The organism is Methylobacillus caricis (assembly GCF_020532705.1).
Lineage (GTDB): Bacteria > Pseudomonadota > Gammaproteobacteria > Burkholderiales > Methylophilaceae > Methylobacillus > Methylobacillus caricis.
In genome coordinates this window covers 796,831-823,711 of the sequence record NZ_JAJAVD010000001.1, presented here as the reverse complement: position 1 = coordinate 823,711, position 26,881 = coordinate 796,831, and the positions used below count along the sequence as shown (strand labels likewise).

21 protein-coding genes are annotated in these 26,881 nt (G+C 56.8%); 5 read left to right on the top strand and 16 right to left on the bottom strand.

Annotated elements, in window-relative coordinates; translation table 11 throughout:
• Positions 1-240 precede the first annotated feature (240 nt).
• The 3 genes from LG200_RS03950 to LG200_RS03940 all read right to left on the bottom strand — a co-directional run bounded on the left by LG200_RS03950 (position 241) and on the right by LG200_RS03940 (position 6,703).
• Positions 241-3,639, bottom strand: a complete 3,399-nt coding sequence (locus LG200_RS03950) for a UvrD-helicase domain-containing protein (protein WP_226756287.1) — start codon at positions 3,637-3,639, stop codon at positions 241-243.
• Positions 3,632-6,370, bottom strand: coding sequence for a PD-(D/E)XK nuclease family protein (locus LG200_RS03945; RefSeq protein WP_226756286.1), 2,739 nt, complete (start codon positions 6,368-6,370; stop codon positions 3,632-3,634). The genes LG200_RS03950 and LG200_RS03945 overlap by 8 nt, the downstream gene beginning before the upstream one ends.
• Positions 6,371-6,538: 168 nt before the next feature.
• Positions 6,539-6,703 (bottom strand): DUF898 domain-containing protein, encoded by a 165-nt coding sequence (locus LG200_RS03940; protein ID WP_226756285.1) that lies wholly within the window; start codon positions 6,701-6,703, stop codon positions 6,539-6,541.
• Positions 6,704-6,883: 180 nt separating this feature from the next.
• On the opposite strand from LG200_RS03940, the gene greB reads away from it, so the two are divergent.
• The 3 genes from greB to efp are packed head-to-tail and all read left to right on the top strand — an operon-like array spanning position 6,884 to position 9,100.
• Positions 6,884-7,381, top strand: coding sequence for a transcription elongation factor GreB (gene greB, locus LG200_RS03935; protein ID WP_226756284.1), 498 nt, complete (start codon positions 6,884-6,886; stop codon positions 7,379-7,381).
• An 8-nt stretch (positions 7,382-7,389) separates the two neighbouring features.
• The gene (earP, locus tag LG200_RS03930; RefSeq protein ID WP_226756283.1) at positions 7,390-8,496 is read left to right on the top strand and encodes an elongation factor P maturation arginine rhamnosyltransferase EarP; all 1,107 of its coding nucleotides are present in this window, start codon (positions 7,390-7,392) and stop codon (positions 8,494-8,496) included.
• A 46-nt stretch (positions 8,497-8,542) separates the two neighbouring features.
• The gene (gene efp / locus LG200_RS03925) at positions 8,543-9,100 is read left to right on the top strand and encodes an elongation factor P (RefSeq protein WP_226756282.1); all 558 of its coding nucleotides are present in this window, start codon (positions 8,543-8,545) and stop codon (positions 9,098-9,100) included.
• Positions 9,101-9,414: 314 nt separating this feature from the next.
• On the opposite strand, the gene LG200_RS03920 is transcribed toward efp, so the two are convergent.
• The 4 genes from LG200_RS03920 to LG200_RS03905 all read right to left on the bottom strand — a co-directional run bounded on the left by LG200_RS03920 (position 9,415) and on the right by LG200_RS03905 (position 13,692).
• On the bottom strand, positions 9,415-10,053 hold the full coding sequence (locus LG200_RS03920; RefSeq protein WP_226756281.1) for a hypothetical protein: 639 nt from the start codon (positions 10,051-10,053) through the stop codon (positions 9,415-9,417).
• 8 nt (positions 10,054-10,061) lie between these two features.
• Entirely contained in the window at positions 10,062-11,378 is a 1,317-nt protein-coding gene (locus LG200_RS03915; RefSeq protein WP_226756280.1) for an ammonium transporter, read from the bottom strand.
• A gap of 111 nt (positions 11,379-11,489) precedes the next feature.
• On the bottom strand, positions 11,490-12,443 hold the full coding sequence (locus LG200_RS03910; protein WP_226756279.1) for a TIGR03915 family putative DNA repair protein: 954 nt from the start codon (positions 12,441-12,443) through the stop codon (positions 11,490-11,492).
• A gap of 7 nt (positions 12,444-12,450) precedes the next feature.
• Positions 12,451-13,692 (bottom strand): putative DNA modification/repair radical SAM protein, encoded by a 1,242-nt coding sequence (locus tag LG200_RS03905; RefSeq protein WP_226756278.1) that lies wholly within the window; start codon positions 13,690-13,692, stop codon positions 12,451-12,453.
• A gap of 74 nt (positions 13,693-13,766) precedes the next feature.
• On the opposite strand from LG200_RS03905, the gene LG200_RS03900 reads away from it, so the two are divergent.
• Positions 13,767-16,478, top strand: a complete 2,712-nt coding sequence (locus tag LG200_RS03900; RefSeq protein ID WP_226756277.1) for a chemotaxis protein CheW — start codon at positions 13,767-13,769, stop codon at positions 16,476-16,478.
• A gap of 442 nt (positions 16,479-16,920) precedes the next feature.
• Here LG200_RS03900 and LG200_RS03895 read toward each other — a convergent pair whose 3' ends face one another.
• The 6 genes from LG200_RS03895 to ureE form a co-directional block, all read right to left on the bottom strand.
• Positions 16,921-17,859, bottom strand: a complete 939-nt coding sequence (locus tag LG200_RS03895; protein ID WP_226756276.1) for a response regulator transcription factor — start codon at positions 17,857-17,859, stop codon at positions 16,921-16,923.
• Positions 17,846-21,289, bottom strand: a complete 3,444-nt coding sequence (locus LG200_RS03890) for a hybrid sensor histidine kinase/response regulator (protein WP_226756275.1) — start codon at positions 21,287-21,289, stop codon at positions 17,846-17,848. Before LG200_RS03890 ends, LG200_RS03895 begins: the two co-directional genes overlap by 14 nt.
• A 157-nt stretch (positions 21,290-21,446) precedes the next feature.
• Positions 21,447-22,007 (bottom strand): HupE/UreJ family protein, encoded by a 561-nt coding sequence (locus tag LG200_RS03885; RefSeq protein ID WP_226756274.1) that lies wholly within the window; start codon positions 22,005-22,007, stop codon positions 21,447-21,449.
• A 73-nt stretch (positions 22,008-22,080) separates the two neighbouring features.
• Positions 22,081-22,692, bottom strand: coding sequence for an urease accessory protein UreG (gene ureG / locus LG200_RS03880; RefSeq protein WP_226756273.1), 612 nt, complete (start codon positions 22,690-22,692; stop codon positions 22,081-22,083).
• Positions 22,693-23,026: 334 nt separating this feature from the next.
• Positions 23,027-23,710, bottom strand: coding sequence for an urease accessory protein UreF (locus tag LG200_RS03875; protein WP_226756272.1), 684 nt, complete (start codon positions 23,708-23,710; stop codon positions 23,027-23,029).
• Positions 23,703-24,197, bottom strand: a complete 495-nt coding sequence (gene ureE / locus LG200_RS03870; protein ID WP_226756271.1) for an urease accessory protein UreE — start codon at positions 24,195-24,197, stop codon at positions 23,703-23,705. The genes LG200_RS03875 and ureE overlap by 8 nt, the downstream gene beginning before the upstream one ends.
• A gap of 23 nt (positions 24,198-24,220) precedes the next feature.
• On the opposite strand from ureE, the gene LG200_RS14020 reads away from it, so the two are divergent.
• Entirely contained in the window at positions 24,221-24,343 is a 123-nt protein-coding gene (locus LG200_RS14020) for a hypothetical protein (protein WP_264193803.1), read from the top strand.
• Between the two features lie 64 nt (positions 24,344-24,407).
• On the opposite strand, the gene ureC is transcribed toward LG200_RS14020, so the two are convergent.
• The 3 genes from ureC to ureA form a co-directional block, all read right to left on the bottom strand.
• The gene (gene ureC / locus LG200_RS03865; protein ID WP_226756270.1) at positions 24,408-26,111 is read right to left on the bottom strand and encodes an urease subunit alpha; all 1,704 of its coding nucleotides are present in this window, start codon (positions 26,109-26,111) and stop codon (positions 24,408-24,410) included.
• Complete coding sequence (locus tag LG200_RS03860) at positions 26,108-26,416, bottom strand: urease subunit beta (RefSeq protein ID WP_226756269.1); 309 nt, start codon at positions 26,414-26,416, stop codon at positions 26,108-26,110. Before LG200_RS03860 ends, ureC begins: the two co-directional genes overlap by 4 nt.
• A 158-nt stretch (positions 26,417-26,574) precedes the next feature.
• Complete coding sequence (gene ureA / locus LG200_RS03855) at positions 26,575-26,877, bottom strand: urease subunit gamma (protein WP_226756268.1); 303 nt, start codon at positions 26,875-26,877, stop codon at positions 26,575-26,577.
• Between the last annotated feature and the right edge of the window lie 4 nt (positions 26,878-26,881).

Sequence of the window (26,881 nt, the reverse complement as noted above, 5' to 3'; positions counted from 1 at the left end):
GCATTACAAACCCTCTTCAAAAAGTTCATAAAATAATTAATTTTTATTAATATTCAATTGCTTAAAAATAATCCACCATCAGTAAAAAATGGCATGAACACATACGTAACAAGCTTGGTCACTGACAAAACTTCCACATGATTAACAAAATTTTGACAGTTCATGTCATTTTTTCGTCAATGTCGACAGCGCAAAATAAAGGCACGATCAATCATCGAGCCTGTTATCCCCATCAAGCGATCAACGCGGCAATTCGCATAAACGCCCCAGGGACATAAAATAAACCGCGATCCTGATCGGCAAGCCCTCACCTGCAAATAATGTGGCATAAGCTTCAAGCTGTGTCCTATATACCTCTGCTGCCTGGCTGATTGCCGCCATCTCTGCACCTGCTAGGAATCTGGTGGATTTGTAATCAATAATCCAGCGTTCGCCATTATCTATAAAAGTACGGTCCACCACCAGATGCCTGATGCCAGTCTCATCCATGGTACCCATGGCAAGCTCGGCTGCGGCTGTGCCACGCGGCTTCAATACCCAACGGCCATCCTCGCTCTGCAAGGTCAACTGCAGCAATTGCAAGGCTTGAGCCGCGCCATCCTGCGCAGCCGCCATATCATGGCCTTGTTGCGCCAACCAGCGTGACATCGCTGACTGCAACCTGCCTAGAGATGAAGACCAATCATCCAAGGACCTGGCATTACCAGTCGCGGCTATCATCTCGACATACCGATGTACCAATGTACCAATATTGGCTTCCAGGCTCACAAAACTGGTCACTGCGGCCTGGTCTTCATTCATCTGGTGCGGCTGCAATGCTTGATGCCTGGCATCATTAAATATCGATGGGACTCGGGGCCGCACCATACGCATCATTTGTGGCGTGAAATCTTCAATCGCAAGGCTAGCTGGCTTGTCTGATGGTGCGTGTTGAGGCCAGTTTTCTGCCGCATTGAGGAAATCGGCTGCGACATTTGGCCACAATAAATCCAGGAAGGTACCGCTCGCAGGCTTGACTTCGCCTTTGCTGTTGAGCGAAACCGTGCCCAGCAGATGCAGTGTCCGTTCCGTACGTGTAGCTGCCACGTAAAGCACACGTGCATCCTCATTATCTGCACGTTCTTTTTCCAGCAGTTTCAGGTAGCTGTAAGGAGTGACTTCATCTTTCGCCATTGCGCCCTTAGGGATGAATGGCGCTGCCACCAGCTCGATGCTGACGCCATGATCAGTTTCAACTGCAACCTCTTCCCATAAAAGCAATGAGGTTTCATTGCCGCCGGTCTTGCGTTCCAGGCCAGGCAGGATGACTGTATCAAATTCCAGGCCCTTGGATTTGTGTATGGTCATGAACTGCAACTGGCCGTTCGCTTCAATGTCTGGTGCAGCGTATAGTTTTTCCACTTCCTGGCTCAGTCTATCCAGCGTTAACTGCCCCTGACTATCCAACCTGTCCACCAACTTGAAATATGCCTGCACATCAACAATATCGGCGGCTTCCCACAGGCATCGGGCACCTCCCAGCATCAACCATGTACTTTCCAGCCAGCGGCTGGCCGGCAACCTGCCTTGATGTGCCAGCGACTCTGCCAGCACTTGGCGCAGGTGCAAGGCACGCTGCTGCCCATCAGCGCTCATCGCCTGCAACTTTTGCTCATCCATGAGCAATGACCAGATAGTGCGATCCCTGTCACCCGCTGCCAGTATATGCATATCCGCCAGGCTCAGGCCGCACCAGGGCGCACGCAATATGGCCAGCCAGTTGACGCGATCGGCTCGCTGGAACAGGGCATGTGTCAGTGCCAGCAGATCCTGTACACCCTGGCGACCGGCCAGGGACTCAATCTCCACCGCCTGGAAACGCAGGTCTGCATGATGTCGCCGTATCTCCGCCACCAGGTTTTCCAGGTGGGTACGGGCGCGAACCAGCACCGCAATGCGGCGCGCCGGATATTGCGCCCATTCATTGCGGATGATCTCCACGATTTTTTCAGCCTCGCGTATACGGACAGACTCGGTATCTTCGTCCTGACCGGCAATGATGGGGTGCACATGTATCCCGGTATCAGCCTCATGCTCACGCGTGGCGACAAATTCCCTGTAACGGATGGCACCTTGTACCACGCTGTCACGAGCAGGGAATACCCGGTCAAACGTCTTGTTGATCCAATCAATGACCGGCGGACATGACCGGTTGTTGCGGCACAATTGCAGTCGTTGCAGGTACAGGTCACCTATGCCTTCCTGCGCCACTTCCAGGAACAAACCCACGTTGGCCTTGCGGAACCGGTAGATAGACTGCATGGGGTCCCCTACGGCAAACAGGGTACGCCCATCGCCAGGCATCCAGCCTTGCGTCAGCCGCTGCAGCAATTTGACCTGGCCAGGGCTGGTATCCTGGAACTCATCCACCAATAGATGCCGTATGCTGTAATCCAGCCTGAGTGCCAGCTCCGTGGGTGCACCTTCACTATCTTCAAGTGCTTGCAGGGCACGTTGGGAAATCTCGACAAAATCCACCTCCCCCGTCTGCTGGAACACCAGCCACAACTGGGCCACCGCCAGCTTGAGCAACTGCGCCAACGCTGCCACCATCTGCCAGCTTTCCTCATCATGGCGATAAGGCAGGCAGCGCAGACGGGCTAGGGCTTTTTCAGCACCGGCTGTCGCATACAGGGTATCCATCACTGAAGCCAGCTGTTCCTTGAATGGCTTGGCTTCAGGGGTTGGTGGGAAGCCATTCTTGACATTGACCGTTTTGCGCAGATTGCCACTTCCTGTCAGCAGCAGGTCTCCCAATGCATTCCAGACTGGCAACGCCTGAGCGGTAGCGGGTACCGGGGTTTCCCAGTCTCGCAACAATGCGACAGGCGCCTCGCAAGGCAAATTGCCCGCAGCAAACCTGGCAACAGGCATTAATACATGTTGCAACCGCTGGTCCAGCACCTGTGCCGCGGCTTCGATATCCTGCGTAATCAAATGCTGCAAGGCCAGCTCTGCCGCCTGAGGCGCATCCTGCCGGCCGGCATAATCCAGCCACTGGTCACGCTTGCCCAGCATGTTGATCAGCAATTGCGTCAGTTTCTGTACATCGTTGTCCACGTAGCGCAAAGCCTGGCGTACAGCATCTCCCACTCCTTCTTCATCCACCAACGCCAATGTACGCTCAGCAGCTGCCTGGTAATGGCTGCTGGCATCATCGCTCACCGCGGGCTGGCTGCCAAAGCGGCTGAGTAGGGGCATCTGGCGGGCAAGGTGGCTGCTGAGCGAGTCTATGGTAAAAATGCGCAGGCGCGATGGGGTTTCCAGCAACTGCCAGTCCAATGATGCAGCATGCTGCAATGCCGATTGGCCCAGCTTGAAGGTCAACTGCTTATGTGGTTGCTCAGGCAGGATGCCACTTGCCGCCATCAGCAGGCTGTCCAGTACGCGCGCGCGCATTTCTGCAGCCGCCTTGTTGGTGAAGGTGATCGCTATGATTTCTTCCGGTGACTGCACAGTGGTCAAGAGACGCAGGAAACGCTGTGTCAACAGCTCTGTCTTGCCCGCTCCTGCAGGTGCCTCGACGATAAACGACTCCAGGTCCAATGCGCGCTGACGGCTACGGCTGTCCTCCCCCAACAGTAATTCCTGTTCAATCATTGCATGCCTCCGCCCTGGATTGCTGCCGCTCAAACTGCAAGCGCCGTTCCGGTATCCGCAACAGGGGCAGAACCTCACAATAAGCCAGTTGTTTTTCATCGCTGAAGCGCACGCTGGCTTCCCCGCTTTTCAGCTCCTCCACAATAGCAGTCAGGCTGTTGCGCCAGTGCTCGAGCACTGCATGCCAGTCAGGGAAATCTGATTCAGGGAACAATTCGCGGGCCTTCTTTTCCTCCAAGCCAGGCACGGCGGGCAAGACCACGTCAGCAGCCAGTCCGGCAAAAGCATGTTCTGCCGTCTTGATCATGGCAAAACAGATGGCGGCGATCTCGCCATCCCCTTCCGCATCTGACAGGGCAAAAGCGGCATAAACCGGCAGTTGCGGCTCGGTAATCCGTTTTTCAGCCCAGTTCCTGGTATCAGGTTTGCGCCCGGTTTTGTAGTCCATGATGATACGGCGCCCATCCGCCAACAAATCTATGCGATCTATCACCAGCGTGATATCCACGCCCTCGATCTGCACTTGCTGCTTTTGCTCGTTTGCCAGCACCTTGAAATCTACATCGCGGGTTTTCTCGAACTGCAACCAGGCTCCCACTAGCTTGATCAGGCGCTCGCTCTCCAAAGCAATAAACACACTGGTCAAAGGTTCATCGCAAGTCTTGGCAAAGGTCTCAAGCCCCGCTTCTACTGCCGCCTTCAGCGCCATTGTCAATGCCTGCTCATCCATCGCGTGCAACTCGGCCAGTCCGCGTCCCCGCCAGAAATGCTCCAATACACAATGCACCAGAGTGCCACGTTCGGCAGCATCCAGGCCATTGACCGGGGCCTTCAATGCACGCGCATGCAAGCGATATTGAAAATAAGCCCAGGCAGGGCAAATCGCTTGTGCCTTGAGCAAGCCGGTACCCCCGGATACATGCTCGCCCTCACCGACTGCCGGGGCGCGATGGTCATCAATAAACTCCAACTCACTGGATTCCACCATGGCAAGACGCTCTGCCAGAGTCGCCACTTGCGGCAGCTCGATATTAAGCAGGGGAATATCCATGACCATGGGGCTGGGGCGAAGCTCTCGCTCGCCCTCTTTCTCCGCACTGGAAAAAATCACCTCCCGCGCGCTATGCAGCAAGCGCTGGTGAATGATGGCGGCAAATTCAGCCTGTACAGTGCTGTCGGCATTGGGCAGACCTGCGCTGCGCTGCATGGAAGCGGGCAATAGAGGATTGGGCCTGGGCGGCGGTGGCCAGACATGATCATTCATACCCATCACCCATAAGCCATCCAGCGGCTGGCTGGCGCTTTCCAGCATCCCCATCACCTGCAGTTGCACGCTGCCCTCGGCTTCCGGCTGAAATATCTGCTCCCGGCATAACTCATTCAGCCGGGCAACGGCCTCTCCCACTTTCATCGGTTTCAGCAGTACATCCAGCGTCGCCAAGGCCTGCAATGCCTTGTCAAAAGCCTTGATTGCCTGGTACTCGAAGCTGGAACGGCTGCGCTGCCCAGGCCATGCCAGTGCATCCAGCACCTCGCTTATAGCGCTGGCCCAGGCAGAAGGAAGTTGCTGCCTAGGCTGGGCCTGCAACATACTGATGGCAGACTGCATGTGCAATTGCAACTGTTTCAGCTTGAGGGGCTTGCCGCCTTCCGCTGCCTGCCTCACAAACTTGAGCAGACGGGGTATGGTAATGGAAAGCGGCAGCCACTCCCGCATGCGGGCGTCGAGTTGCGCGCGCGCATCACCTTCGCTCAATGCCGCCGACCAGTACGGCTGGTGCAGCAAACTGGAAAACGCCTGCTGCTCTATCTTGTATTGGGTAAAAAATCTCAGCAGGGCCAATGCGGTCTGCACCACTGGTTGGCTATCAAGCGGCAAACCCAGCGAAAAATCATAATCGCGAGGTGCTTCAACCAAGGCTGGACGCACCCACGCCGGGTGCAACACATCATCCAGCAGGCTGGCAATGCTATTGCGCAAGGTCGCCAGCTCTGGCACCACCATTCCTAGCCTTGCCCTGGGATTCTGCTTCAACTGTGCGGCTGCCCAGCCCACAGCAGCACGACATTCCGCAAACTGGTCTGCCAGGATGACTCGCCCACTATTGCCAGCATCCGGCAGGCCCGTATGGTATCGATGCCATCGGACACCACGCCCAGCAAGCACTTCCTGCAAATGCCTCATCTGTGGCGTGACCCGGTCAAAACCGGCAAAATACATTTCCGCTGGCAGAACGCCCAAGCCTCGCTCCAGCATGTTGACCTGCCAATCAAAATAGCGCGGCGCTTCCAGCCAGCCGCTTTGCATGCAACGTACCCGGAATTCCTGCCGCCAGGTCAAAAATTGTGCAGTTTCGTCACTCTGCGCAACATCGGGAGCAGGCAGCTCCCACTCAATCAGCAAGCGGTTGGCCTCCTGGGCTGCCAATGCCAGCCCCTTGATATCAAAAAGCTCCTGCAACACTTCATGGGACAAGCTATCTGCAATCACCTTCTCCCACAGCATGCGCTCCTGCAGGTTACTCAACATGCCCGCTGGCGTTTGCTCAAGGTCTAGCTCTCCCATCAACAGGGCTTGATCAAATAGTGCGTCCAGCCATTGGTTGACGGTCACAGCAGGCAATGAAGGCCATTGCTTCAGGCCTATAGCGCTTTTCGCATTGTCATGGTCAAGCTTCAAGGCACGGACCAGGCGTGCGGTTGCACAAACAATCAAGCTGTCAGTGCTCATGAGCAACACCGGATTGGATTGCAAGAGGAACAGCGTTGGGGAATGCGTGTAAGGGAGATCATCCTGCCAATTTTACTGCATTCGGGGCAGATACCAAGCCTGATGATCCTGAATCAAGATCAAACCATGCGGACTGTAAGGGAGGCCATTATCTGCCGCACTTCTTGCTTATCCGCCGCAATAAATGGCTGAATACGCGCTCGCAAACGCCTGGATGGGCACACAGGAACAATATCCAAAGTCACTGCTCAACAACAGATTGACGATCCAGATGCCGAAATATTCGCTGGCCTTGCCGGCGAAAACCACCGGGGTTTGATTTTCCCCGCTCATCATTGCTCCCTTGACTCAATATTATGGAGTTTGGCTGTTATTTGATTTGCCCATATTTGAGAAAACTGCCTTGATGGGCAAGCTGAGCTTAGCGCAAAGATAATTGCCCTGCCAAAGGATTTTCTCCCAGGCAGCATCGCCGCTTGACAGACCGCCTGCGGCCCCCTACCGTGCCGCTCTATGGCAGATCAGAAAAACTACATTACTCCCGAAGGTTATGCCAGGCTCAAGGCCGAGTTCGAGCAACTCTACAAAGTTGAACGCCCCAAGGTGGTCAGCGATGTTTCCTGGGCCGCGAGCAATGGTGACCGTAGCGAGAACGGTGATTATATTTACGGCAAGAAGCGTTTGCGCCAGATTGATTCGCGCCTGCGCTTCCTCATGAAGCGCATGGACATTGCTGTGATGGTTGATCCAAACACCCAGCAGGATCTGGAAAAAGTCTATTTTGGCGCTTGGATTGAGCTTTACTCGCTGGAGCGTGACAGTGAACATCATTACCGCATCGTAGGCCAGGATGAGCTTGATCCTACCAAGGGTTATATCAGCTGGATATCCCCCCTGGCGCGCGCCTTATTGGGCAAGCAACCCGGTGATGTCGTACGGGTGCAGACCCCTGCCGGAGAAGAAAGCTACGAAGTGGTGGACGTCAGTTATCACTCCCCGACAGAGGATTGACGGGAGCAATGCCCAAGCAGTGGGATATTTTCTGCCGGATCGTCGATAATTTCGGCGATATCGGCGTTTGCTGGCGACTGGCGCAGCAACTTTATCGTGAACATGGCATGCAGGTAAGGTTGTGGATAGACGACCTGGCTGTTGCAAATCGCCTGCTACCCAACCTGGATGTACAGTTGCCGCAACAGGTGCTGGACGGCGTCACCATTGCACACTGGACGGCCGATTTTGCATTCGATGGCGTTGCCGAGGTAGTCGTAGAAGCCTTCGCCTGCGAGTTGCCCGAAAGCTATGTGCAGGCGATGGTGGCAAAGCCGCCCGTCTGGATCAATCTGGACTATCTCAGCGCGGAAGCCTGGGTGGAAACTTTTCATCTGCAACCCTCGCCTCATCCCAGGCTGCCACTGAAAAAAACCTTTTTCTTCCCCGGCTTCACGGAACACACTGGCGGCCTGCTACGCGAACACGACCTGTTAACCCGCCGCGATACCTACCAGCAGTCCGTAGTCTCGTCAGAACAAGAATTACGCGTTTCGCTGTTTGCTTACCCGCAAGCGGAAATTGCCTCCCTGCTGAGTGCCATGGCCGGAAGCGAGCGTCCAGTGTTATGCCTGATCCCCGAAAGCAGCCTGTTGGAACCGGTACGCCAGTTTTTTGGCGATGCCTCCTTGCAAGCAGGTGAAACGCGAACGCAGGGCGCACTTACCGCCAGCATCCTGCCTTTCCTCAGCCAATCCGGTTATGACCAGCTGTTGTGGTCGTGCGATCTCAACTTTGTACGTGGTGAGGATAGTTGGATCCGTGCGGTCTGGGCGGGCCGGCCTTTTGTCTGGCAGCCCTATGTGCAGGCTGAAGATACCCATATCATCAAACTGCAAGCCTTCCTTGAATTTTTCCTGCCAGAATTGGAAACCGAAGCGGCAGGTATCTGGCACGCCTTCCACCACGGCTGGACGCGCATGCAGCTTGCGCCCGACAGCTGGCGTCAACTGACGCACGCCCTGCCTGCCATCCGGCAGCATACTGCCAAAAAGGCGCAAACCCTTGCTGAACAAGTAGATATGGCATCTCAACTGATTATTTTTGTGAGAAATTTTCAACAATCTCAGGTATAATGCGCGACTTTTTACACTTTACCCTTTTTAAGTCCCAGGACATCACATGAAAACAGCTCAGGAACTTCGCGTAGGCAACGTATTTATGGTAGGCAACGACCCTATGGTCGTGCTGAAGGCCGAATACAGCAAATCGGGCCGCAACTCCTCCGTGGTCAAGATGAAATTCAAGAATCTGCTCACCGAATCCCCCAGCGAAGCGGTCTACAAGGCCGATGACAAGTTTGATGTAGTGGTGCTGGAAAAGAAGGAAGTGACTTACTCCTACTTCGGCGATCCAATGTATGTATTCATGGACAGCGAATACAACCAGTACGAAGTTGAAGCTGAAACCATGGAAGACGCACTGAAGTTCCTGGAAGACGGTATGGAATGCGAAGTGGTGTTCTACAACGGCAAGCCCATCTCCGTTGAACTGCCGAACTCCGTCGTGCGCGAGATCACTTACACCGAGCCGGCCGTCAAGGGCGACACCTCCGGCAAGGTGATGAAGCCAGCCAAGATCAACACCGGTTTTGAACTGCCCGTACCGCTGTTCTGTGACATCGGCGACAAGATCGAAATCGATACCCGCACGCTGGAATACAAGAACCGCGTGAAGTAAGACCGGTCGACCGTATTGAAAAGGGAGCATCCACTCCCTTTTTTATTGAGCCCTGCTAGAGCCTGTTGACGATCTTTCCATGAGGTACGCATGGCTGCAAAACGTGTCCGGTCAAGGCGCAGTCCGCAGGGAATGCTCATTGCCTTACCAAGGGCTGCAACGCAGAGCGGGCGCGTTTTGGGGCCATGCCCTCTGGGTTGTCCCGGCAGCTGCTGCTGTGTTGCAAATCCTCGCCGGGCAATGAACCCGTTTGCGGTTTGCATCACTTACACTGCCGAAACAACGGACCTGATGAAAAGATCGTCAACAGGCTCTTACAACAAATCATGCAACCGGAAACTCAGGGGCTGCCCTTGTATCTCGGCCTGGCGGATTGCCTGCGCCAATAGCTGGTCAGCCTTGACCGGCCCCAGGGCTTCGCACATCACGACATAAGCCTGGTTGATGAACAATCGCAGCAGGTCGAGGCTGTAGCTGTGAGTCAATGCGGCGCTATGGCCTGCCAGCCATTCATGCAATACTTGCTGGCGCACGCCTTCAAACTTTTGCTTGTCGAGCTGCTGCAACAGACGGTTGCGAACCGCACCCTGCAATGCCGGCTCAACAAGCAATAGCATGGCTTGCAGCAGGATGGCGAACATGCTGGTTTTATCATCTGCGCTTAGGCTTGTCGTGCGTTGCGCTGTTGCCACATCGCCCGGCTGGGTGCCCGGATCCGGCAGCAATTGCCTCTCCGGCAACTCCATGGCGCCGATCACGGCACGCAGCATCTGGCCGCGTTGTGCCTTGAGCGCCGGCCGTGTGCAGCATTTCGCAATGAACCCGCTCAGGGCAAATACTGGCTGCCCGGCATACTCCCGCTCCCATAACGCCACTGCAGGCAGCAACTCCTCATCGCTGAGGAACGGCCTGAGCCCGGTAAGGATTGCGCGGCGGCGTAACACGATATCCATAGATCAACTCAGAGCCGGTTGAGCTGCTGGACATGTTCGCGCTGGTAGGCAGCATCGCGGTTGAACTCGGGATAGCCCACCTCGTCATGTTCCGTGATGTCCAGCCCGCGCTGTTCGTGCATGGTGCTGACGCGCAAGCCGATCGTGCGTGCCAGCAGCCCATACATCAGCAACGCGCTGAGGAAGACCCAGACAAAAGCCACGGCCACCCCGATCAATTGCACGATGACCTGGTTGAGGTCAAACATATTGCCCTTGAGGAACAAGCCGGCCGCAATCGTGCCCCATACGCCGCTGAAGCCGTGCACGGCCACCGCGCCCACCACGTCATCCAGCCTTAATTTTTCCAGCGCCCACACCCCGAACATCGTGACGATCCCGCCCATGAAACCGGTCAGGACCGCATACGGTACATCCATGCTGGCGCAACCCGCCGTAATCGCCACCAGGCCGCCCAGGCTGCCATTGACCACATAGGCCATCAGCACCGGCTGGCGCATGGCCAGCGTAGTCAGCAATGCACCCACCGCGCCTGCGGAACCGGCCATATGCGTATTCAGGAGAATCGGGCCGATCTCGGCGCCTGCCGCCAGCGTGCTGCCGCCGTTGAAGCCGAACCAGCCGAACCAGAGCAGGAAGCCGCCCATCGCCACCAAGCCGAGGTTATGTCCCGGGATCATGTGCACCTCGCCCTTACTGCCGAAACGCCCCAGCCTCGGACCAAGCACCATGATCCCCGCCAACGCGCACCATGCCCCGACCGAATGCACCACTGTGGAGCCGGCAAAATCGATGAAGCCCATCTGCTTAAGCCAGCCATGCTCATTCCAGGCCCAGCTGCCGAATACCGGGTAGATCAATGCCATAATGCCGCAAGCCCCCAGCAAGTAGGCGACGAAACTCGTGCGCTCGGCCATGGCGCCGCTCACGATCGTCGCTGCCGTCGCCGCGAACATCACCTGGAAAAACAGCATGCTGGCGCTCCAGTCGTCGCCGTAGGCCAAGGCGAAATGGTCCGTGCCGATCCAGCCGCTGGGATTGCCGCCGAACATCAGGCCATACCCGACTAGCCAGAACAACAGCGCCCCCACAGCCAGATCCATGTAGTTCTTCATCATGACATTCACGGCATTCTTGGCGCGCGCCATGCCGCTCTCCAGCATGGCGAACCCGGCCTGCATCATGAATACCAGCGCGCCGGAAATCGCCACCCAAACGCTATCCATGGCCTGCGCCTGGGATGCACCATCGCCTGCGGAGACTGCTGTGATACCAAGAAAGTAAAGACAGAAAAAAGCGGATAGTGGGAACAGGAATATTTGCATGGCGGCTTCTTATGGTTGTTCGCGGTTTGCGGATTACCCGAGCAAAAGCACGAAAAATGCCAGCCACAGCCTTTGCTGCTCTATCGGCTCTCTACCGCATGCTGAATGCCGTTATTCGTTTCCGCCGGCGATATCCGGACGCCGCGGCTTTCGCTGATAGCCGATGACCTTGCGCCTGGGCGGCTCGGGCGCCCTTTCCAGCATCGCCTGCGTGCGCATTCCAGCGCCTGCAATCAATGAGGTAATCAGCTCCGCCTCAGGCAGGTTATGCCAATATTTTTTCGGCATCTCCTTTTGCATGGCCTTGAGCTTGAGGCGCGCGGGATTGAAAATATGCCGGTAATAGCTCATCCACAGCGCCTCGCCGGCATCCTCTGCGGGCAGCGCCCCTGGCTTGCCTCCCGGCAGGAAATGCAGCATGTTGCCGTCCCAGCGCATGCCCATGCGCGGGCTCATGATGGTCCAGTCCATCGCGGCAAAACGCCCGATGAAGAAAGGCGCGATCGCCGCCATGATGTGGTGCTCCGGCTCGAACCAGGCAAGATAGCGCGGCCGGCCTTCCACCATCGCTTCCCGGAAACGGACGAACGCCGTCATTTTGTGCATATCGCGCCGCACGGCCTTGGTCATGGCATTCAGGCGGGCAACATCGGCATCCCCTGCCAGCCTCATCAGGCCGCGCTCCTGCTGCAAGCGCCATAGCACCCGGTACAGCAGGCCAAAACGCTCCGGCGCACAATGCAGAATCACGGACCGCACGAGCTCGACGAATTGGCGCGGCACCATCAGGGACCTGCCCTCGGCAGGAATCCCCGGTTGACCGGCGAATATGTTTGGCGGCGCAATACCGGCATTGTTTTCTTGATCCACAATGGAGGATGGCGCAGCAGGCAGGTTCGTTGCGTCGTCCGCCATTGCAAAAAAATCTGCCTGAACCGCCGCATCCCGTGCCGGCCCCACGTACCAGTCCACCTCCTGCGGAGTGATACCGTGGGCAATCAGCCGGCGCGCCGCAGCGCGCCAGCCTTCGATGTCGGTTTCATCCTTGAGATAAATGTTGTGCATGAGGGCTCTAGATGAACAATCCCAACTGCTGCGGGGCTGCATGCGTGTCCTTGAGCCGTACAGGCAGGCTGGCCGCATCCAGCGTCGCGCCGGGATGATGGTCCGGCAGCTGGATAAACGGCAGCATGCGGTTGATCGGGGCGCGCATGTGCACCAGGTCATCCAGCCGCACTGCGCGCACGCGGCGGGCTGCCAGGATGCGCTGCACGTTGCGCACACCCAGACCCGGCACGCGCAGCAATGTGGACTTGGGCGCGCGGTTAAGGTCGACGGGAAACATGGCACGGTTCTGCAACGCCCATGCCGTCTTGGGGTCCATATCCAGCGCCAGCATGCCTTGTTCGCCGGTGATGATTTCATGCGATTCGAACCCATAGAAGCGCATCAGCCAATCCGCCTGGTACAGCCTGTGCTCCCGCACCAATGGCGGCGACTGCAATGGCAAGGCCGGGCTCGCATCGGGGATGGGGCTGAACGCGGAATAATAGACGCGCCGCAAGCGGTAGCGCCCATACAGGTCGGCGCTGGTGCTGAGTATCGTCCTGTCGTCCGAGGCATCCGCCCCGACGATCATTTGCGTGCTTTGCCCGCCCGGGGAAAACTTAGGCGGGCGTTTGCCGCTGACAGTCTTGTCCTTCCCCGCATCGATCCTCTCGCGCAGCCGCGCCATCGAAATGCGGATGGCCGCGCCGTCCTTTTCCGGCGCCAGCGCAGACAGGCTGGCTGCCGTCGGTAGTTCGATATTGATGCTCAGCCGATCCGCATAGCGCCCTGCGCGCGCCAGCAAGTCCGGGTCGGCATCCGGGATGGTTTTTAAATGGATGTATCCGCGGAAGCCATGTTCTTCGCGCAGGATGCGCGCCACTTCGACCACCTGCTCCATGGTGTAGTCCGGGCTCTGGATAATGCCCGAGCTCAGAAACAAGCCCTCGATATAGTTGCGTCGGTAAAACGCCAGCGTCAGCTGCACCACTTCGTCTATGCTGAAGCGCGCCCGCGGCACATTGCTGCTGACACGGTTGACGCAGTAGACACAGTCATACACGCAAAAATTGGTCAGCAATATTTTCAACAGGGAAATACAGCGGCCGTCCGGCGCGTAGCTGTGGCAAATCCCCGTGCCCGTGGTCGAACCTATGCCTTTGCCGTCCCGCGAGTTGCGCCGCTCGGTGCCGCTGGAGGCGCACGAGGCGTCGTATTTGGCGGCATCGGCCAGTATTTCGAGTTTCCGTTTGACCTGCATCGGCATATTGTACGTTCGTACAGTAAGTTTGCCTACCACCTGGCTAGCTGCCCACTTTGGAGAAGGAAAATTAAAGATCAATGCCAACCGCCATAGCGGGCATGATAATTGCTGCCATCAATGCAGGCATCACTATAAGAAAGCAAAGCATGACAACCGCAAACCACAACATCCCTGCCATGAAGCAAAGCATGAGCAGCCTCAACCGCTATCGCGAATCGTTGCAGCAACTGCAAAGCACCTGGGACAACCTGTCCCTGCTCAGCCAGCTTTCCGGCACAGGTACCGACATGAGCGAAACGCGCCAGGCCTTCGGCAAGGTCACGACCGACGTACTGGACAGCCTGGCCCAGGAAACCCTCAACAAGACCATCACCGCGATCACGGCAAAAGCCCAGGTGGCAGTGGACATTGTGGTGCGCAACCTGTTCGAGCGCACGGCGGATATCGGCTTTCTTTCCACTGACGACAACCTCAGCAACTTCCTCGACAAGCACCTGACGGGCAGTGCCGACGAGGATGACTACATGCTGCTGCGCGAGCGCTTCAGCGAGTATGTCCAGAAGTACTCGGTGTACTTCAATGTGATCCTGCTTGATGCAAGCGGCAACATTTTGGTGCAGCTGGATGAAGACAACCCGGCCAGGCAATCGCACGATCCCCTGATCAAGGAGGCCCTGCATTCCGACGAACCCTATATCGAAGTGTTCCGTCACAGCGATTTATCGCCCAGGCAGGATTCCAGCCTGATCTATGCCCGCAGGGTATGCCACGATGACAGCGATACCGCGCTGGGCGTGCTCTGCCTGTGTTTCAGGTTCGAAAATGAAATGGACGGCATTTTCAAGGACCTGATCCGCAAGAACGAATGGTGCGTGGGCTTGCTGCTGGACGAGAGCGACCGGGTCGTCGCCAGCAGCGACCACTACCAGATTCCCCTGGGCGCCCCGCTGGAGCATGCCCAGGGCCAGGACTGGATACTCACGCGTTTCGCCGGCAGGCTTTATCTTGCCGTCACGCGTGAAACCAAGGGCTACCAGGGCTACATGGGCCCAGGCTGGCGCGGCCATGTGATGATCCCGCTTGAGCATGCCTTCGAGGACAATGTCGCCAACATCATTGCCGGCATCGACAGCAAGCTGCTGAAGAAGGTCATGCGCAGCCCGCTGTTGTTCTCGGCGACATTGCTGGGCATTCCCAAGCAGGCCGCCACCATCCAGAGCAAGCTCAACCAATCGGTATGGAACGGCAATATCTGGCAAAAGCGCGACGCCAGCCACAATGCGCAGCAGAACAATTTCTCCAAGATGTTGTTGTGGGAAATCAGCAATACCGGCTTCAAGACGCAGAACGTGGTGGAAAAGACAGTAGCCGACCTCTACCAGACCGTGGTGGCCGTGATGCTGGAAAACTCCCGCTTCTTTGCATCGCTGGCAGTGGACATCATGGACCGCAACCTGTACGAACGCGCCAACGACTGCCGCTGGTGGGCATTGACCGCGACGTTCCAGCGCCTGCTATCCCAGCCGGAACTCAGCATGCAGGAGAGAAATGCGATCACCAAGGTGCTGGTCTACATCAACAAGGCCTACACGGTATATTCCAACCTGGTCGTCTTCGACCGCCACGGCTGTATCGTGGCGGCCTCCAACCCGGCCTATCAGCGGCTGGTAGGCGAAACCATCACTGCCGACTGGGTCAAGGCGGCATTGCAATTGCGCCATTCGCAAGACTATGTCGTGTCGGATTTCGAGCCCAGCCCGCTCTATGGCAACCAGCCCACCTATATTTATGCCGCCGCCATCCGCCACCAGGAACAGACCGTGGGCGGCATCGGCATCGTGTTCGACAGCACGCCGCAGTTTTCCGCCATGCTCGCGGACGCCCTGCCCCGTAGTGCGGACAACGATGTCGTCAAAGGCAGCTTCACGCTCTACGTGGATGAGAAATTGCGCGTGATCTCATCCACCTCGCGCGATTTTGCCGTCGGCAGCCACTTCACCGTGCATCCGGAGCTGTGCAAGCTGGCGCCGGGAAGCACCGGCTTCGATATCGCGCTCTACAACGGCAACTACTATGCCGTGGGGGCGCGCGCATCGGCCGGGTACCGCGAATACAAGGGTGCCGGCGACAGCTACGAGAACCACGTGACCGCGCTGATCTTCATCCCGCTGGGCAAGGCCGCCGACATCAATGCCATGATAGATTCGGAAAACCTGCTGCAGCAAAACCAGTTCAAGCCGGCAAGCAACCAGGCCGCCGCGGCAGATGCCGAAGAATACGCCACGTTCTACATCGGCAAGCACTGGCTCGGCCTGCCCGCCTCGCACATTGTCGAGGCGGTCCAGGCCAACAACATCAAGCCGTTGCCCGATACGTCATCGGTGCTGGAAGGCATGCTCAAGCACGAGGACAACGTCGTGCCAGTGCTCAACCTTGCCCGGCTTACCGGCATAGACTTCCAGCCGCCCGAGCAGGACAAGCAGATCGTCATTGTCCAGGCCGGCCCCAAGCTGCCCAAGTTCGGCCTGATGGTGAGCGCACTGGGAGAAATTCCGGCGATTGCCCCTGCCGATATAGAATCGCTTTCATCCCTGTTCGCCACCGTCAACATTCCGGCAGAAGGTATTGCCAAAGTCATGACGGATAATGGCGAAAACCTGCTGATCCTGCTTTCAGCCGTCAACCTGATCACCCGTATCAGCGATGCTGTCCAGCAAATCAATGCGCGAAGCGCAACCGGGCATGTGATTGAAAATAGAGAGGATGATCTACTGGAAGAGGCAGCCTGAATCGGCCCGTTGTGAACTTGTAGGGATAGAACACAATGACCAACTAACCGAGCGAGCCTAGCCATGGCTCCCATCTGACTGCGCCGAGCAGCGGAGCTTTTAGCGGAGAAAGCCTTGCAGCATGTCTCAGCGATAACGAGTTCTGCAAGGCCCGCTGAAAGTGAGCAGCACAGGGGATGTCGCGGACAGCTGGGTCGCCTTTTGGCTTCACCGAAACTTCGTTTTATTTGGTTCCGTTTCTTTTGGCGAGACAAAAGAAACGGACTCGCCCGGCAAGGCGAAATCCATCTTCTCGCAGTAGAGATATAGCCTGAGTAAATTTAAAGTGCAGTCAGGGATACACCCAAAATAATTTGGTTAAGCAATCCGGTAAAAGTAATGGTTGTAACTGCGTGAGGACGCTTTTCGCTTGCCAGCGAGTATCTTTATTTTGCTTCGCCAGCTATCCAGCCTTCAAGTTCCTCATCTTGCTCGTCGCCAGCGCTGCGGCGGCCGTACGGGTTTCCACACCCAGCTTGGCAAACACATGCTCCATATGTTTGTTCACTGTGCGCGGACTGGTGCCGAGAATGTCGCCGATATCGCGGTTGGTCTTGCCCTTGATTGCCCAGTACAGCACTTCAGATTCACGCTGGGTCAGGCCGAAAGTGCTCATCAATGCCTCGATCTGTGCGGCATCAGATTCCTCGCGCAACAGGATAATCCATTGCTCTTCGGCATTCAGGTCGCCCGCTGAGAAAATCAGCCGCCCGCTGCCTTGCACAATCACCAGCGGATTGGCATCCGCATGGCTGTCCAGCGGTAATCCGGCCAGCCATTTCAACAAGGGACTTGGCGTATGGGTCTGCGGATCTATTTCTGCGTCAGTGAAATATCGCTGCATCCAGCTCCTTGCCAAGGGTGTCTGCCAGACGATACGGCCCGAAACCGGCAGGATGGCGATCGCCGCCTGACCAAATGCATCCAGTGCGCCACGGGTCTGGTGCATCTGTTTTGAGGCCTGGAGGTGAGTAGTGATCCGCGCCAGCACCTCCACTGTCCGGATAGGCTTGGTGACGTAATCGGTGCCGCCTGCAGCAAATCCCGCTACCACATGTTCAGACTCGGTCAGCCCCGTCATAAAAATCACCGGGATATGGCGCGTATTGAGATTGGCTTTAAGGCGTGCGCACACCTCAAAGCCATCTATCCCGGGCATGATGGCATCCAGCAGGATAATATCGGGCCGCGCCTCCTCTGCGCGTGACAAGGCAGCTTCGCCATTATTGGCTACCAGTACCATGTAACCTGACTCGTCCAGCGCATCATGCAGTACGGCCAGATTATCAGGCACATCATCCACAATCAGGACAACCGCTGTTTCTTTTCTAGTCTCCATCATTCACTTCTTCCAGCATTTTTTTCATGGCATCCAGCTCAAACTGCCGTGACAATTTCTTCATGGCAGCCACAAACAACTCGTAGCGCTGATCATGGCCAATTTCATCCAGTTTTCGTGAAATACCACGCACATATCCAACTTTCACCAAGGCCATCAACTCATCCAGCTGTGCCTGCTCAGGCAATACCAGCTTTGTATTCTCCAACATATCCACGGACGAGAAACCCACGGCAGGCGCAATGATCTCGGTGACCCACTCCAGCTTGAGCTGTTCGCCTATCCAGGCGAGCAATTCCATCACGTTGACCGGCTTGACGATAAAATCGCTGGCCGGGATACCCGCGGTATTCTCCAACCCCTTGTCAAAGGCATTGGCCGAGACAATCGCAATCGGCACGTCGGACTGGTGCACCTTGCGTATCATGTAGCTGGCCTCCCAGCCATCCATGTCCGGCATGGCGAGGTCCATGAGAATCACATTGGGCTTGAACTCGGTATAGACCTGCAGGCACTCGCGACCATTGGCAGCCTCGGCCACCTCGAAGCCCAGTGGTTGCAGGATGCTCTTGAGCAGCTCACGGTCCACCTGCTCGTTGTCCACCACCAGTACCCTGCGGCGCGGCCCCTTGTATGCCACGGGCATGGGCATGGAAGCGGTCTCGATATCCTCCGCCACCCTGACCTGGGAAAGGAACAAACGGATATTGAACTTGCTGCCCAGCCCTGGCGTGCTGCTTAACGTGAGTTGACCGCCCATGAGCTCGGTCAGCATTTTGCTGATGGTGAGCCCAAGGCCGGTGCCGCCGATATTGCTGTTGGCTGCGGCAGTACCGCGCGCAAACGGCTCGAAAACCTTGTCGATCTCATCCGGCGCAATGCCGGGGCCGGTGTCCTCTATGCTGATGTTAAGCATCTCGCGCGCATAGTGCAGCTTGAACGAGACTCCCCCGTGGCGTGTAAATTTCACGGCATTGCCGAGGATATTGATAAGTATCTGGCTCAAGCGCTTCTGGTCGATACGCACCACCTTGGGCAACTCGCCATGCAGTTCATAATGAAAACTGATGCCCTTGTTGCGCGCCTGCAGCTCGAACATGCTCACCAGCTGCTGGATGAATTCCGGGAAACGCACGAGGCGCAGGTCGAAAGTCAGCTTGCCGCTTTCTATACGGGCAATATCCAGCGTGCCTTCGATCAGCGACAACAGGTGCTCGCCGCTGCGGCGGATCACGCGTATGGACTGGTGCCGGTTTTCCGGGATGGTCGGGTCGTTGTCCAGCAATTGGGCATAGCCCAATATGCTGTTGAGCGGCGTTCTCAGCTCATGGCTGATCCCTGTGATATAGCGGCTCTTGGCCTGGTTGGCCTGTTCCGCCACCTGTCGCGCGCGTTGCAGTTCGGCATCGGTCTGCCGGTGCAGCACGATTTCGCGCTGCAGCAGGTTGGTCTGGCGGTTGGACTCTTCCTGCGCAACGCGACGGCTTTCCGAGGTCAGCACAATCCACCATGCAATGATGCCACTGGCGAATGCCAGCGCAGCAAATATCTTGAGATACCCAAGGCGCAGTTCTGGTAACAAGGCCTCCTTTTCACCCGTCATGGTGAGCGACTCATGGAAATAGATCAGGCCAAACAATGCACTCAGGAACGCGAGGGTGACTGCCATCAGCAACAGGTAATGTCCCAGGCCGTTCTGCAATACCTCGGTCCAGGCATCGGGCAGAACCCGCCGCATGATGCCCTGCCACTGGTTCTCTATGCGCCCATGAGGCTTGCAGACATCGTTGCAGCGGGCATCCAGCGAACAGCACAGGGAGCAAATCGCCCCTTGGTAAGCCGGGCAATGCGCCATATCATCCACTTCATAATCCCGCTCGCAGATACTGCAACGCTGCACGCCGCTGACGGGCTTGTAGCTCACTGGCTTACGGGCAATGTAGTACTTGCCCTTGGTCAGCCATGCAATCAATGGCGACACCACCAGGGCTGTGCCCAGTGCAATAAAAGCGGAAAAAGCCTCCGCCTCTATGCCGAACAATCCAAAAAATGCTGCGACCGAGAGCATGGAGGCAATCACCATGGCCCCCACCCCTACCGGGTTGATGTCATAAAGATAGGCACGGCGGAACTCTATGCCCTTGGGACTCAGGCCAAGCGGCTTGTTGATGACAAGGTCTGCCACCACGGCAGTGATCCAGGAGATCGCTATGTTGGAATACAAACCCAGCACTTGTTCCAGCGCCTGGAACACATCCATTTCCATGAGGATGATCGCAATCATGGCATTGAACACCACCCAGACGACACGGCCAGGGTGGCTATGTGTTAGGCGGGCAAAGAAGTTGGACCAAGCCAGCGAGCCGGCATAGGCATTGGTCATGTTGACCTTCATCTGGGAAATCACCACGAACAGCACGGTCACAGCCAAGACAACTTGCGGGTTGGAGAACACCTGCCCGAAACCGGCAAGGTACATCTGGTTTGGATTGACCACCTGCTCAAATGACTGCATGCCTTCAAACGCCAGGTATGCCAGCAAGGCACCTCCCAGCATCTTCAGCATACCCAGGGATATCCAACCCGGTCCGGCAACAATCACGCCGAAATGCCAGCGAAAGCGGTTTTCCCGGGTTTTCTCCGGCATGAACCGCAGGAAATCCACCTGCTCGCCTATCTGCGGAATCAACGCCATGCCCACCGCCATGGCGGTACCGAACATCAACCAATTGAATTCATTGTCATATCCCGACTTGCCGGCGAAAGCAGTCAGGCGGTCTATCACGCCCGGATCCTTGTAGATAATGAAGATATAGGGCAATGCCAGCAACACAAGCCAGATCGGCTGGGTGATCATCTGGATGCGGCTGACCAATGTCACGCCATGCGTGACCAGGGGCACAATCACCAGCGCGCTCACCAGATAGCCTGCATATAGCGGCAGGTTGAAGTAAAGCTCCAGCGCATAGGCCATGATGGCAGCCTCCAGCGCAAACAGGATGAAGGTAAACGAAGCATAGACAAAAGAAGAAATGGTGGAGCCTATGTAACCAAAACCAGCGCCGCGCGTGAGCAGATCCATGTCCAGACCGAACTTGGCGGCGTAGTAGCTAATGGGCAAACCGGTCAGGAAAATCACCAGAGCAATCGCCATGATTGCCCACAGCGCATTGGTAAAGCCGTAATTGACGGCCAAAGTGCCGCCTATGGCCTCCAGCACCAGGAAGGAGATGGCGCCAAATGCAGTATTGGAAACGCGAAAGATGGACCACTTGCGGAAAGAGCGCGGGGTAAACCGCAAGGCATAATCTTCCAGTGTTTCGTTGACGACCCAGGTATTGTAGTCACGGCGCACCTTGACAATACGCTGCGTCGGCTCCATCACCTCGGCGGGTTCACTCAGCTCTTTATAGTTGTTGGCCAGGACGCTCATGCAGCCTCATCATACGTATTCCGGTTTTGCTTTATCACCTTGCTTTCAGCAAGTTTCGAGCCAGATACGCACTAAAACAATGCAGGCCTACTATTGGGATCCAACCCCCATGTAAACCAAGCCACTAGAGAAAATGAAGCATCAATGCAAGCTAGCGTCACGTCACCATGATATAGGCACCCAGCACCACCATGGTGCATCCGAAAAGCGTATGCACTGCTTTCGGCAAACGTAAGGACGAAAGCATCAACCCCGCAGCATGCAGCAATGCGGTTGCAACCAGCATGCCCAGCATGACCGCCATACCATTCTGTACTGCCAGCTCAGTCCCATGCGCCATCCCATGGAACATGGCAAACAAGGCAACCAGCCCGATCTGGAGCCCGCGAGACAAAGGCAGGCTGATCACCAGCAGCACGCCCAATGCCATCACGCTGGCAGCAATGGCAGTTTCCACGCCGCTGATGACATAGCCACCCATACCCGACACTGCCCCCGCTGCCATCACCAGGACAAAAGTCAGGGGCAACTGCCAGCGAGCGTTACCACCGATCTTGCCAGCCCACAACCCTACTGCCAGCATCACCAGCAAGTGGTCAAGACCGGTGAGGGGATGCATGAATCCGGCATAGGTACTTTGTACCTCGTGTCCGGGATGCGCCATGGCAAGAGAAGAAAATGCCAGCAGGCCCAAGGCTGAGAAATAGGAGGTTTTCATGGTGGTGATTCCTTTTGGGTTGTTCCAGATATTCAATATGATCGGCATTCAAGCAACTACCCTGCTGAATGCATTACAGCATAAGCCCCTGTTTTTCTATAAAACTGACAATCTCTTCCAGGCCCTGTCCGGTTTTCAGGTTGGTAAAAATGAAAGGCCGCTCTCCCCGCATCTTGCGCGCATCCCTGTCCATCACCTCCAAAGAGGCGCCAACCATGGGCGCCAGGTCGATCTTGTTGATCACCAGCAGGTCGGATTTGGTAATGCCCGGCCCGCCCTTGCGCGGAATCTTCTCGCCCGCCGCGACGTCGATCACATAGATCGTCAGGTCGGACAACTCCGGGCTAAATGTTGCCGCCAGGTTATCGCCACCGCTTTCGACAAACACGATGTCCAGCGGGTTGAAGCGCTCGCTCAATTGCGCCACCGCCTCGAGGTTCATCGAGGCATCCTCGCGGATCGCCGTGTGCGGGCAGCCGCCCGTCTCCACCCCGATGATGCGCTCGGGCGCCAATGCCTCATTGCGCGTGAGGAACTCGGCGTCCTCCCGCGTATAGATGTCGTTCGTCACCACCGCGATGTTGTACACATCGCGCAAGCGCTGGCACAAGGCCAATGTGAGCGCCGTCTTGCCCGACCCGACAGGGCCGCCGATACCGACACGTAAAGGTTCTTTAATCTGCATTACTTTGGTCCAATATCAAAAATTACTTCACCACAACAGTTCAACACTGTCACTCACTACAAGCAAAAGGCTGGCCACGCACCCAATCCTCCCCCTCTGGCTGCGCCGAGTAGCGCAAGTGACGGATGGATCAGGGCTTGCGTCTGTCTGAGCGCAGCGAGTTCAGCAAGCACCCATCCGGCACGAGCAACGCAGGTTGCCCGGAGCCAAGCTCCGGGACGCAGACAATCGGGGTCGCCTTTTGTTTGGTTCCTTTATTTTGGCGAAGCAAAATAAAGGAACTCGCTGGCAAGCGAAAGGCGACATCTCATTACCAACAATATTGCTGAGTCACCTAAGACCTGAACAACCGGCTGTATTGCGTCTCATGCCTACACCCCGCAATGGTCAACGCCGGACAAAAATTACTGATCATAAAATCCGGCATACGCATCGCCTCCTCCACCAATGCAGGAATCCTGTCCGCCACACCCAGCAATATCTTCTGTCCCGCCACCTGTCCCAGCGGCACCGCCTTCATCGCCGCGCTGGCCTGGTTCTCCAGCCACGACCAGGCATACGCCTGCAAGGCATCCTGTTCCTCTATATCCCATGCCTGGCTGATGCCGGCATACAATGCAGGGAATGAGGCCGTTGGCAAAGCCTCCATCATGACCGTCCAGGCATCAGGCAAATCATCAAATTCCAGCAACAAGCGCTTGAGCGAATACCCCATCTGCCTGCTCTCGGCCAAGGCCTCGGCGTTGTCGCGTCCGGCCAGGTAAAATGCATTCCATTCGTTCAATGCCTCGCCGTCGCCACGCTGCCACGCACGGTAAAACCGGCTCAGCACAGGCAGCTCGAAACTGCCCTGGTAAACCTGCAATACATCGCCTATCCAGGCCTGTGCGCTTGCCAGGTCATGCACTTCGCCGGACTCGATACCCCACTCCAGCCCCTGCGAATAGCTATAGGCCCCCACCGGCAGCATCGGGCTCGCCAATTGCAGCAGGCGTACCAGCGACTTGGACTTATTCATGCGTCCTCAAGCGCGCCGGCTGGCGGATCGAAGGCGCATGCCCGTCATCGTCGTGGTGTCGGTGTCCGCCGCCATATGCGCCGGCCTCTGGCTCGAACGGGGCCATCTGCCCTTCTACCTGTACGCCCAGCCCGAGCAGCATTTCCTGCAATACATGGTCCTGCTCCAGGCGCAGCCAGCCATCGCCGACTTCAAGCGGCACATGGCGGTTGCCCAGGTGGTATGCCGCCCGTGCCAGCTCGCGCGGCGTCGCTGCCGTCACCCGCAATACCGGCTCATCCGCCGCTATCACCTGCACCACGCGCCCGTCCTCGGCCTGCAGCAAATCGCCGCCGCGTAACACCGTGCCGCGCTCCAGCAGCAAGGCTGCCTCGGTGCCCGAAGCCAGCTCCACGCGCAAACGGCTCTTCTGCCTGCGGTCGAACGGCAGCACCAGTTGATCGTCCACCTGGCTGGCGCTTTCTATTTTCTTGCTGATTCCTAACATGCTCAGTCTTCAAACTCTCCAAAATGGTCACACCACAAGCGCTCAAGAAAGCGATTCTGACTAGGCGCTTTGCCGCAGACGTACACTTCAATACCCTCAACTCTTACTTGAGCGTGCAGACTGGCGTTCCTGGCAAGGCGCTTTAGCGCAGACAGTACGCTTAGTACGGCAAGCTAAAGCAACGCCGCCAGGGACGCTAGTCTGTGCGCATCAAAAAAGGAAGTAGCGTTGGGCTAGGGGGAGTATTTCCGCCGGCTCACAGCTCAGCACCATGCCATCGGCACGCACTTCATAAGTTTCCGGATCCACGTCGATCTCCGGCATCCAGCCGTTATGCACCATATCCGGCTTCCTGACGCCACGTGTCCCCTTGACCGCCACCAGTGGCTTCTTGAGGTTGAGCGCCGCGACTTCAGGGTTATTCAATGCTGCTTGCGAAACGAAAGTCACCGAAGTCTGCAATGCCCCGCCATATGAACCGAACATCGGGCGATAATGCACGGGCTGCGGCGTCGGAATCGAGGCATTGGCATCGCCCATCACGGCAGCCGCGATCATGCCGCCCTTGAGGATGGTGGAAGGCTTGACCCCGAAAAATGCCGGACGCCAGAGCACGAGGTCGGCCAGCTTGCCGATTTCAATCGAACCGACGACGTGGGCAATGCCATGCGTCAATGCAGGGTTGATCGTGTATTTGGCGATATAACGCTTGATGCGGAAATTGTCGTTGCGCTCGCTATCCTGTTCCAGCGGGCCGCGCTGCACCTTCATCTTGTGCGCGGTCTGCCAAGTACGGATCACCACCTCGCCCACGCGCCCCATGGCCTGCGAGTCCGAGGACATCATCGCAAATGCGCCCAGGTCGTGCAGGATGTCTTCCGCGGCGATAGTCTCGCGGCGTATACGGCTTTCGGCAAAAGCCACATCCTCTGCAATGGCAGGATCCAGGTGATGGCAGACCATGAGCATATCCAGGTGTTCATCAATGGTATTGATGGTAAATGGGCGGGTCGGATTGGTGGAAGACGGCAGAACATTGGCATAGCCTGCGGCCTTGATGATGTCGGGCGCATGCCCGCCGCCTGCACCTTCGGTATGGAAGGTGTGGATGGTCCTGCCCTTGAAGGCATCTATCGTGGTTTCGACAAAGCCGGACTCATTGAGCGTGTCGGAGTGGATGGCCACCTGTACGTCCATTTCCTCGGCAATGCTTAGGCAATTATCAATCGCTGCTGGCGTTGTGCCCCAGTCTTCATGCAACTTGAGGCCGACCACGCCTGCATTCACCTGCTCGCGCAACGGCTGCGGCAGGCTGGCGTTGCCCTTGCCGAGGAAGCCCAGGTTCATTGGGAAGGCATCCGCCGATTGCAGCATACGGTGGATATGCCATGGACCGGGCGTACAGGTAGTGGCAAAAGTGCCAGTCGCGGGACCAGTGCCGCCCCCTATCATGGTGGTGACGCCTGACATGAGCGCTTCTTCTATCTGCTGAGGGCAAATAAAGTGGATGTGCGTATCGATACCGCCAGCCGTCACAATCATGCCTTCACCGGCAATCACTTCAGTCCCGGCACCCACGGGGATATCCACCCCGGGTTGTATATCAGGGTTACCCGCCTTGCCAATGGCTGAAATATAGCCACCCTTGATGCCGATGTCGGCCTTGACGATGCCCCAGTGGTCAATGATCAGGGCATTGGTGATCACGGTATCAGCTACCTCGCTCGCCAGCCCTTGTCCTTGCCCCATGCCATCACGGATCACCTTGCCGCCGCCGAATTTCACTTCCTCACCATAGAGGGTGTAGTCTTTTTCCACCTCAGCCCAAAGCTCAGTGTCTGCCAGACGGATGCGATCTCCCACGGTGGGGCCGAACATTTCGGCATAGGCCTGCTTGTCTATCTTGACGCTCATTCCAATGCTCCCATCACCTTGCCAGCAAACCCATACACCCTGCGTAGCCCCGCCAGCGCCACCAGTTGCACCGTGCGGGTCTGGCCTGGCTCAAAACGCACAGCCGTGCCAGCCGCAATATCCAGCCGGAAACCATAGGCCATTTGCCGATCAAAGGACAAAGCCTCATTGGTTTCATAAAAATGATAATGCGAGCCCACTTGAATCGGCCGGTCACCTGTATTGGCCACTTCCAGCGTCACCGTCTCGCGCCCGTCGTTGAGCAGGATGTCGCCTGCGTCTATCTTCATTTCACCTGGGATCATGTTGGTTATTCCAATACGTATTCAGTTTGTAATGTCATTCCCATTAGCATTACTCGAGTGGTTCACAAGCCATTGATAGCAAGGCGCGCCGACGCAGACAGTACAGATGAGTACGGCAAGGAGGCGCAACGCAGCTAGCGATGGATTGTGGGCCACGTTTAAGGAATCGGTTGGTGGACGGTGACCAACTTAGTCCCATCCGGAAAAGTCGCCTCCACCTGTATCTCGGGAATCATCTCCGGCACGCCTTCCATCACATCATCGCGCGTCAGCAAGGTAGCGCCATATCCCATCAGCTCAGCCACGGTCTGGCCGTCGCGCGCGCCTTCCATAATGGCGGCGGAGATATAGGCAATCGATTCAGGATAATTGAGCTTGAGGCCACGCGCCTTGCGCCGCTCCGCCACTAGTGCCGCAGTAAAAATCAGCAGCTTGTCTTTTTCTCTTGGGGTTAATTCCATGGCT

Excerpts from the sequence above, each read along its gene's own strand:
- LG200_RS03860 (WP_226756269.1), bottom strand. The coding sequence starts at position 26,416 with ATGATCCCAGGTGAAATGAAGATAGACGCAGGCGACATCCTGCTCAAC.
- LG200_RS03875 (WP_226756272.1), bottom strand. The coding sequence starts at position 23,710 with ATGAATAAGTCCAAGTCGCTGGTACGCCTGCTGCAATTGGCGAGCCCG.
- LG200_RS03890 (WP_226756275.1), bottom strand. The coding sequence starts at position 21,289 with ATGAGCGTCCTGGCCAACAACTATAAAGAGCTGAGTGAACCCGCCGAG.
- ureG (WP_226756273.1), bottom strand. The coding sequence starts at position 22,692 with ATGCAGATTAAAGAACCTTTACGTGTCGGTATCGGCGGCCCTGTCGGG.
- ureE (WP_226756271.1), bottom strand. The coding sequence starts at position 24,197 with ATGTTAGGAATCAGCAAGAAAATAGAAAGCGCCAGCCAGGTGGACGAT.
- earP (WP_226756283.1), top strand. The coding sequence starts at position 7,390 with ATGCCCAAGCAGTGGGATATTTTCTGCCGGATCGTCGATAATTTCGGC.
- efp (WP_226756282.1), top strand. The coding sequence starts at position 8,543 with ATGAAAACAGCTCAGGAACTTCGCGTAGGCAACGTATTTATGGTAGGC.
- LG200_RS03945 (WP_226756286.1), bottom strand. The coding sequence starts at position 6,370 with ATGAGCACTGACAGCTTGATTGTTTGTGCAACCGCACGCCTGGTCCGT.
- ureC (WP_226756270.1), bottom strand. The coding sequence starts at position 26,111 with ATGAGCGTCAAGATAGACAAGCAGGCCTATGCCGAAATGTTCGGCCCC.
- LG200_RS03885 (WP_226756274.1), bottom strand. The coding sequence starts at position 22,007 with ATGAAAACCTCCTATTTCTCAGCCTTGGGCCTGCTGGCATTTTCTTCT.
- LG200_RS03950 (WP_226756287.1), bottom strand. The coding sequence starts at position 3,639 with ATGATTGAACAGGAATTACTGTTGGGGGAGGACAGCCGTAGCCGTCAG.
- LG200_RS03895 (WP_226756276.1), bottom strand. The coding sequence starts at position 17,859 with ATGATGGAGACTAGAAAAGAAACAGCGGTTGTCCTGATTGTGGATGAT.
- ureA (WP_226756268.1), bottom strand. The coding sequence starts at position 26,877 with ATGGAATTAACCCCAAGAGAAAAAGACAAGCTGCTGATTTTTACTGCG.
- LG200_RS03910 (WP_226756279.1), bottom strand. The coding sequence starts at position 12,443 with ATGCACAACATTTATCTCAAGGATGAAACCGACATCGAAGGCTGGCGC.
- LG200_RS14020 (WP_264193803.1), top strand. The coding sequence starts at position 24,221 with ATGGTCACACCACAAGCGCTCAAGAAAGCGATTCTGACTAGGCGCTTT.
- LG200_RS03920 (WP_226756281.1), bottom strand. The coding sequence starts at position 10,053 with ATGGATATCGTGTTACGCCGCCGCGCAATCCTTACCGGGCTCAGGCCG.
- LG200_RS03940 (WP_226756285.1), bottom strand. The coding sequence starts at position 6,703 with ATGAGCGGGGAAAATCAAACCCCGGTGGTTTTCGCCGGCAAGGCCAGC.
- LG200_RS03915 (WP_226756280.1), bottom strand. The coding sequence starts at position 11,378 with ATGCAAATATTCCTGTTCCCACTATCCGCTTTTTTCTGTCTTTACTTT.
- greB (WP_226756284.1), top strand. The coding sequence starts at position 6,884 with ATGGCAGATCAGAAAAACTACATTACTCCCGAAGGTTATGCCAGGCTC.
- LG200_RS03900 (WP_226756277.1), top strand. The coding sequence starts at position 13,767 with ATGCCAACCGCCATAGCGGGCATGATAATTGCTGCCATCAATGCAGGC.
- LG200_RS03905 (WP_226756278.1), bottom strand. The coding sequence starts at position 13,692 with ATGCCGATGCAGGTCAAACGGAAACTCGAAATACTGGCCGATGCCGCC.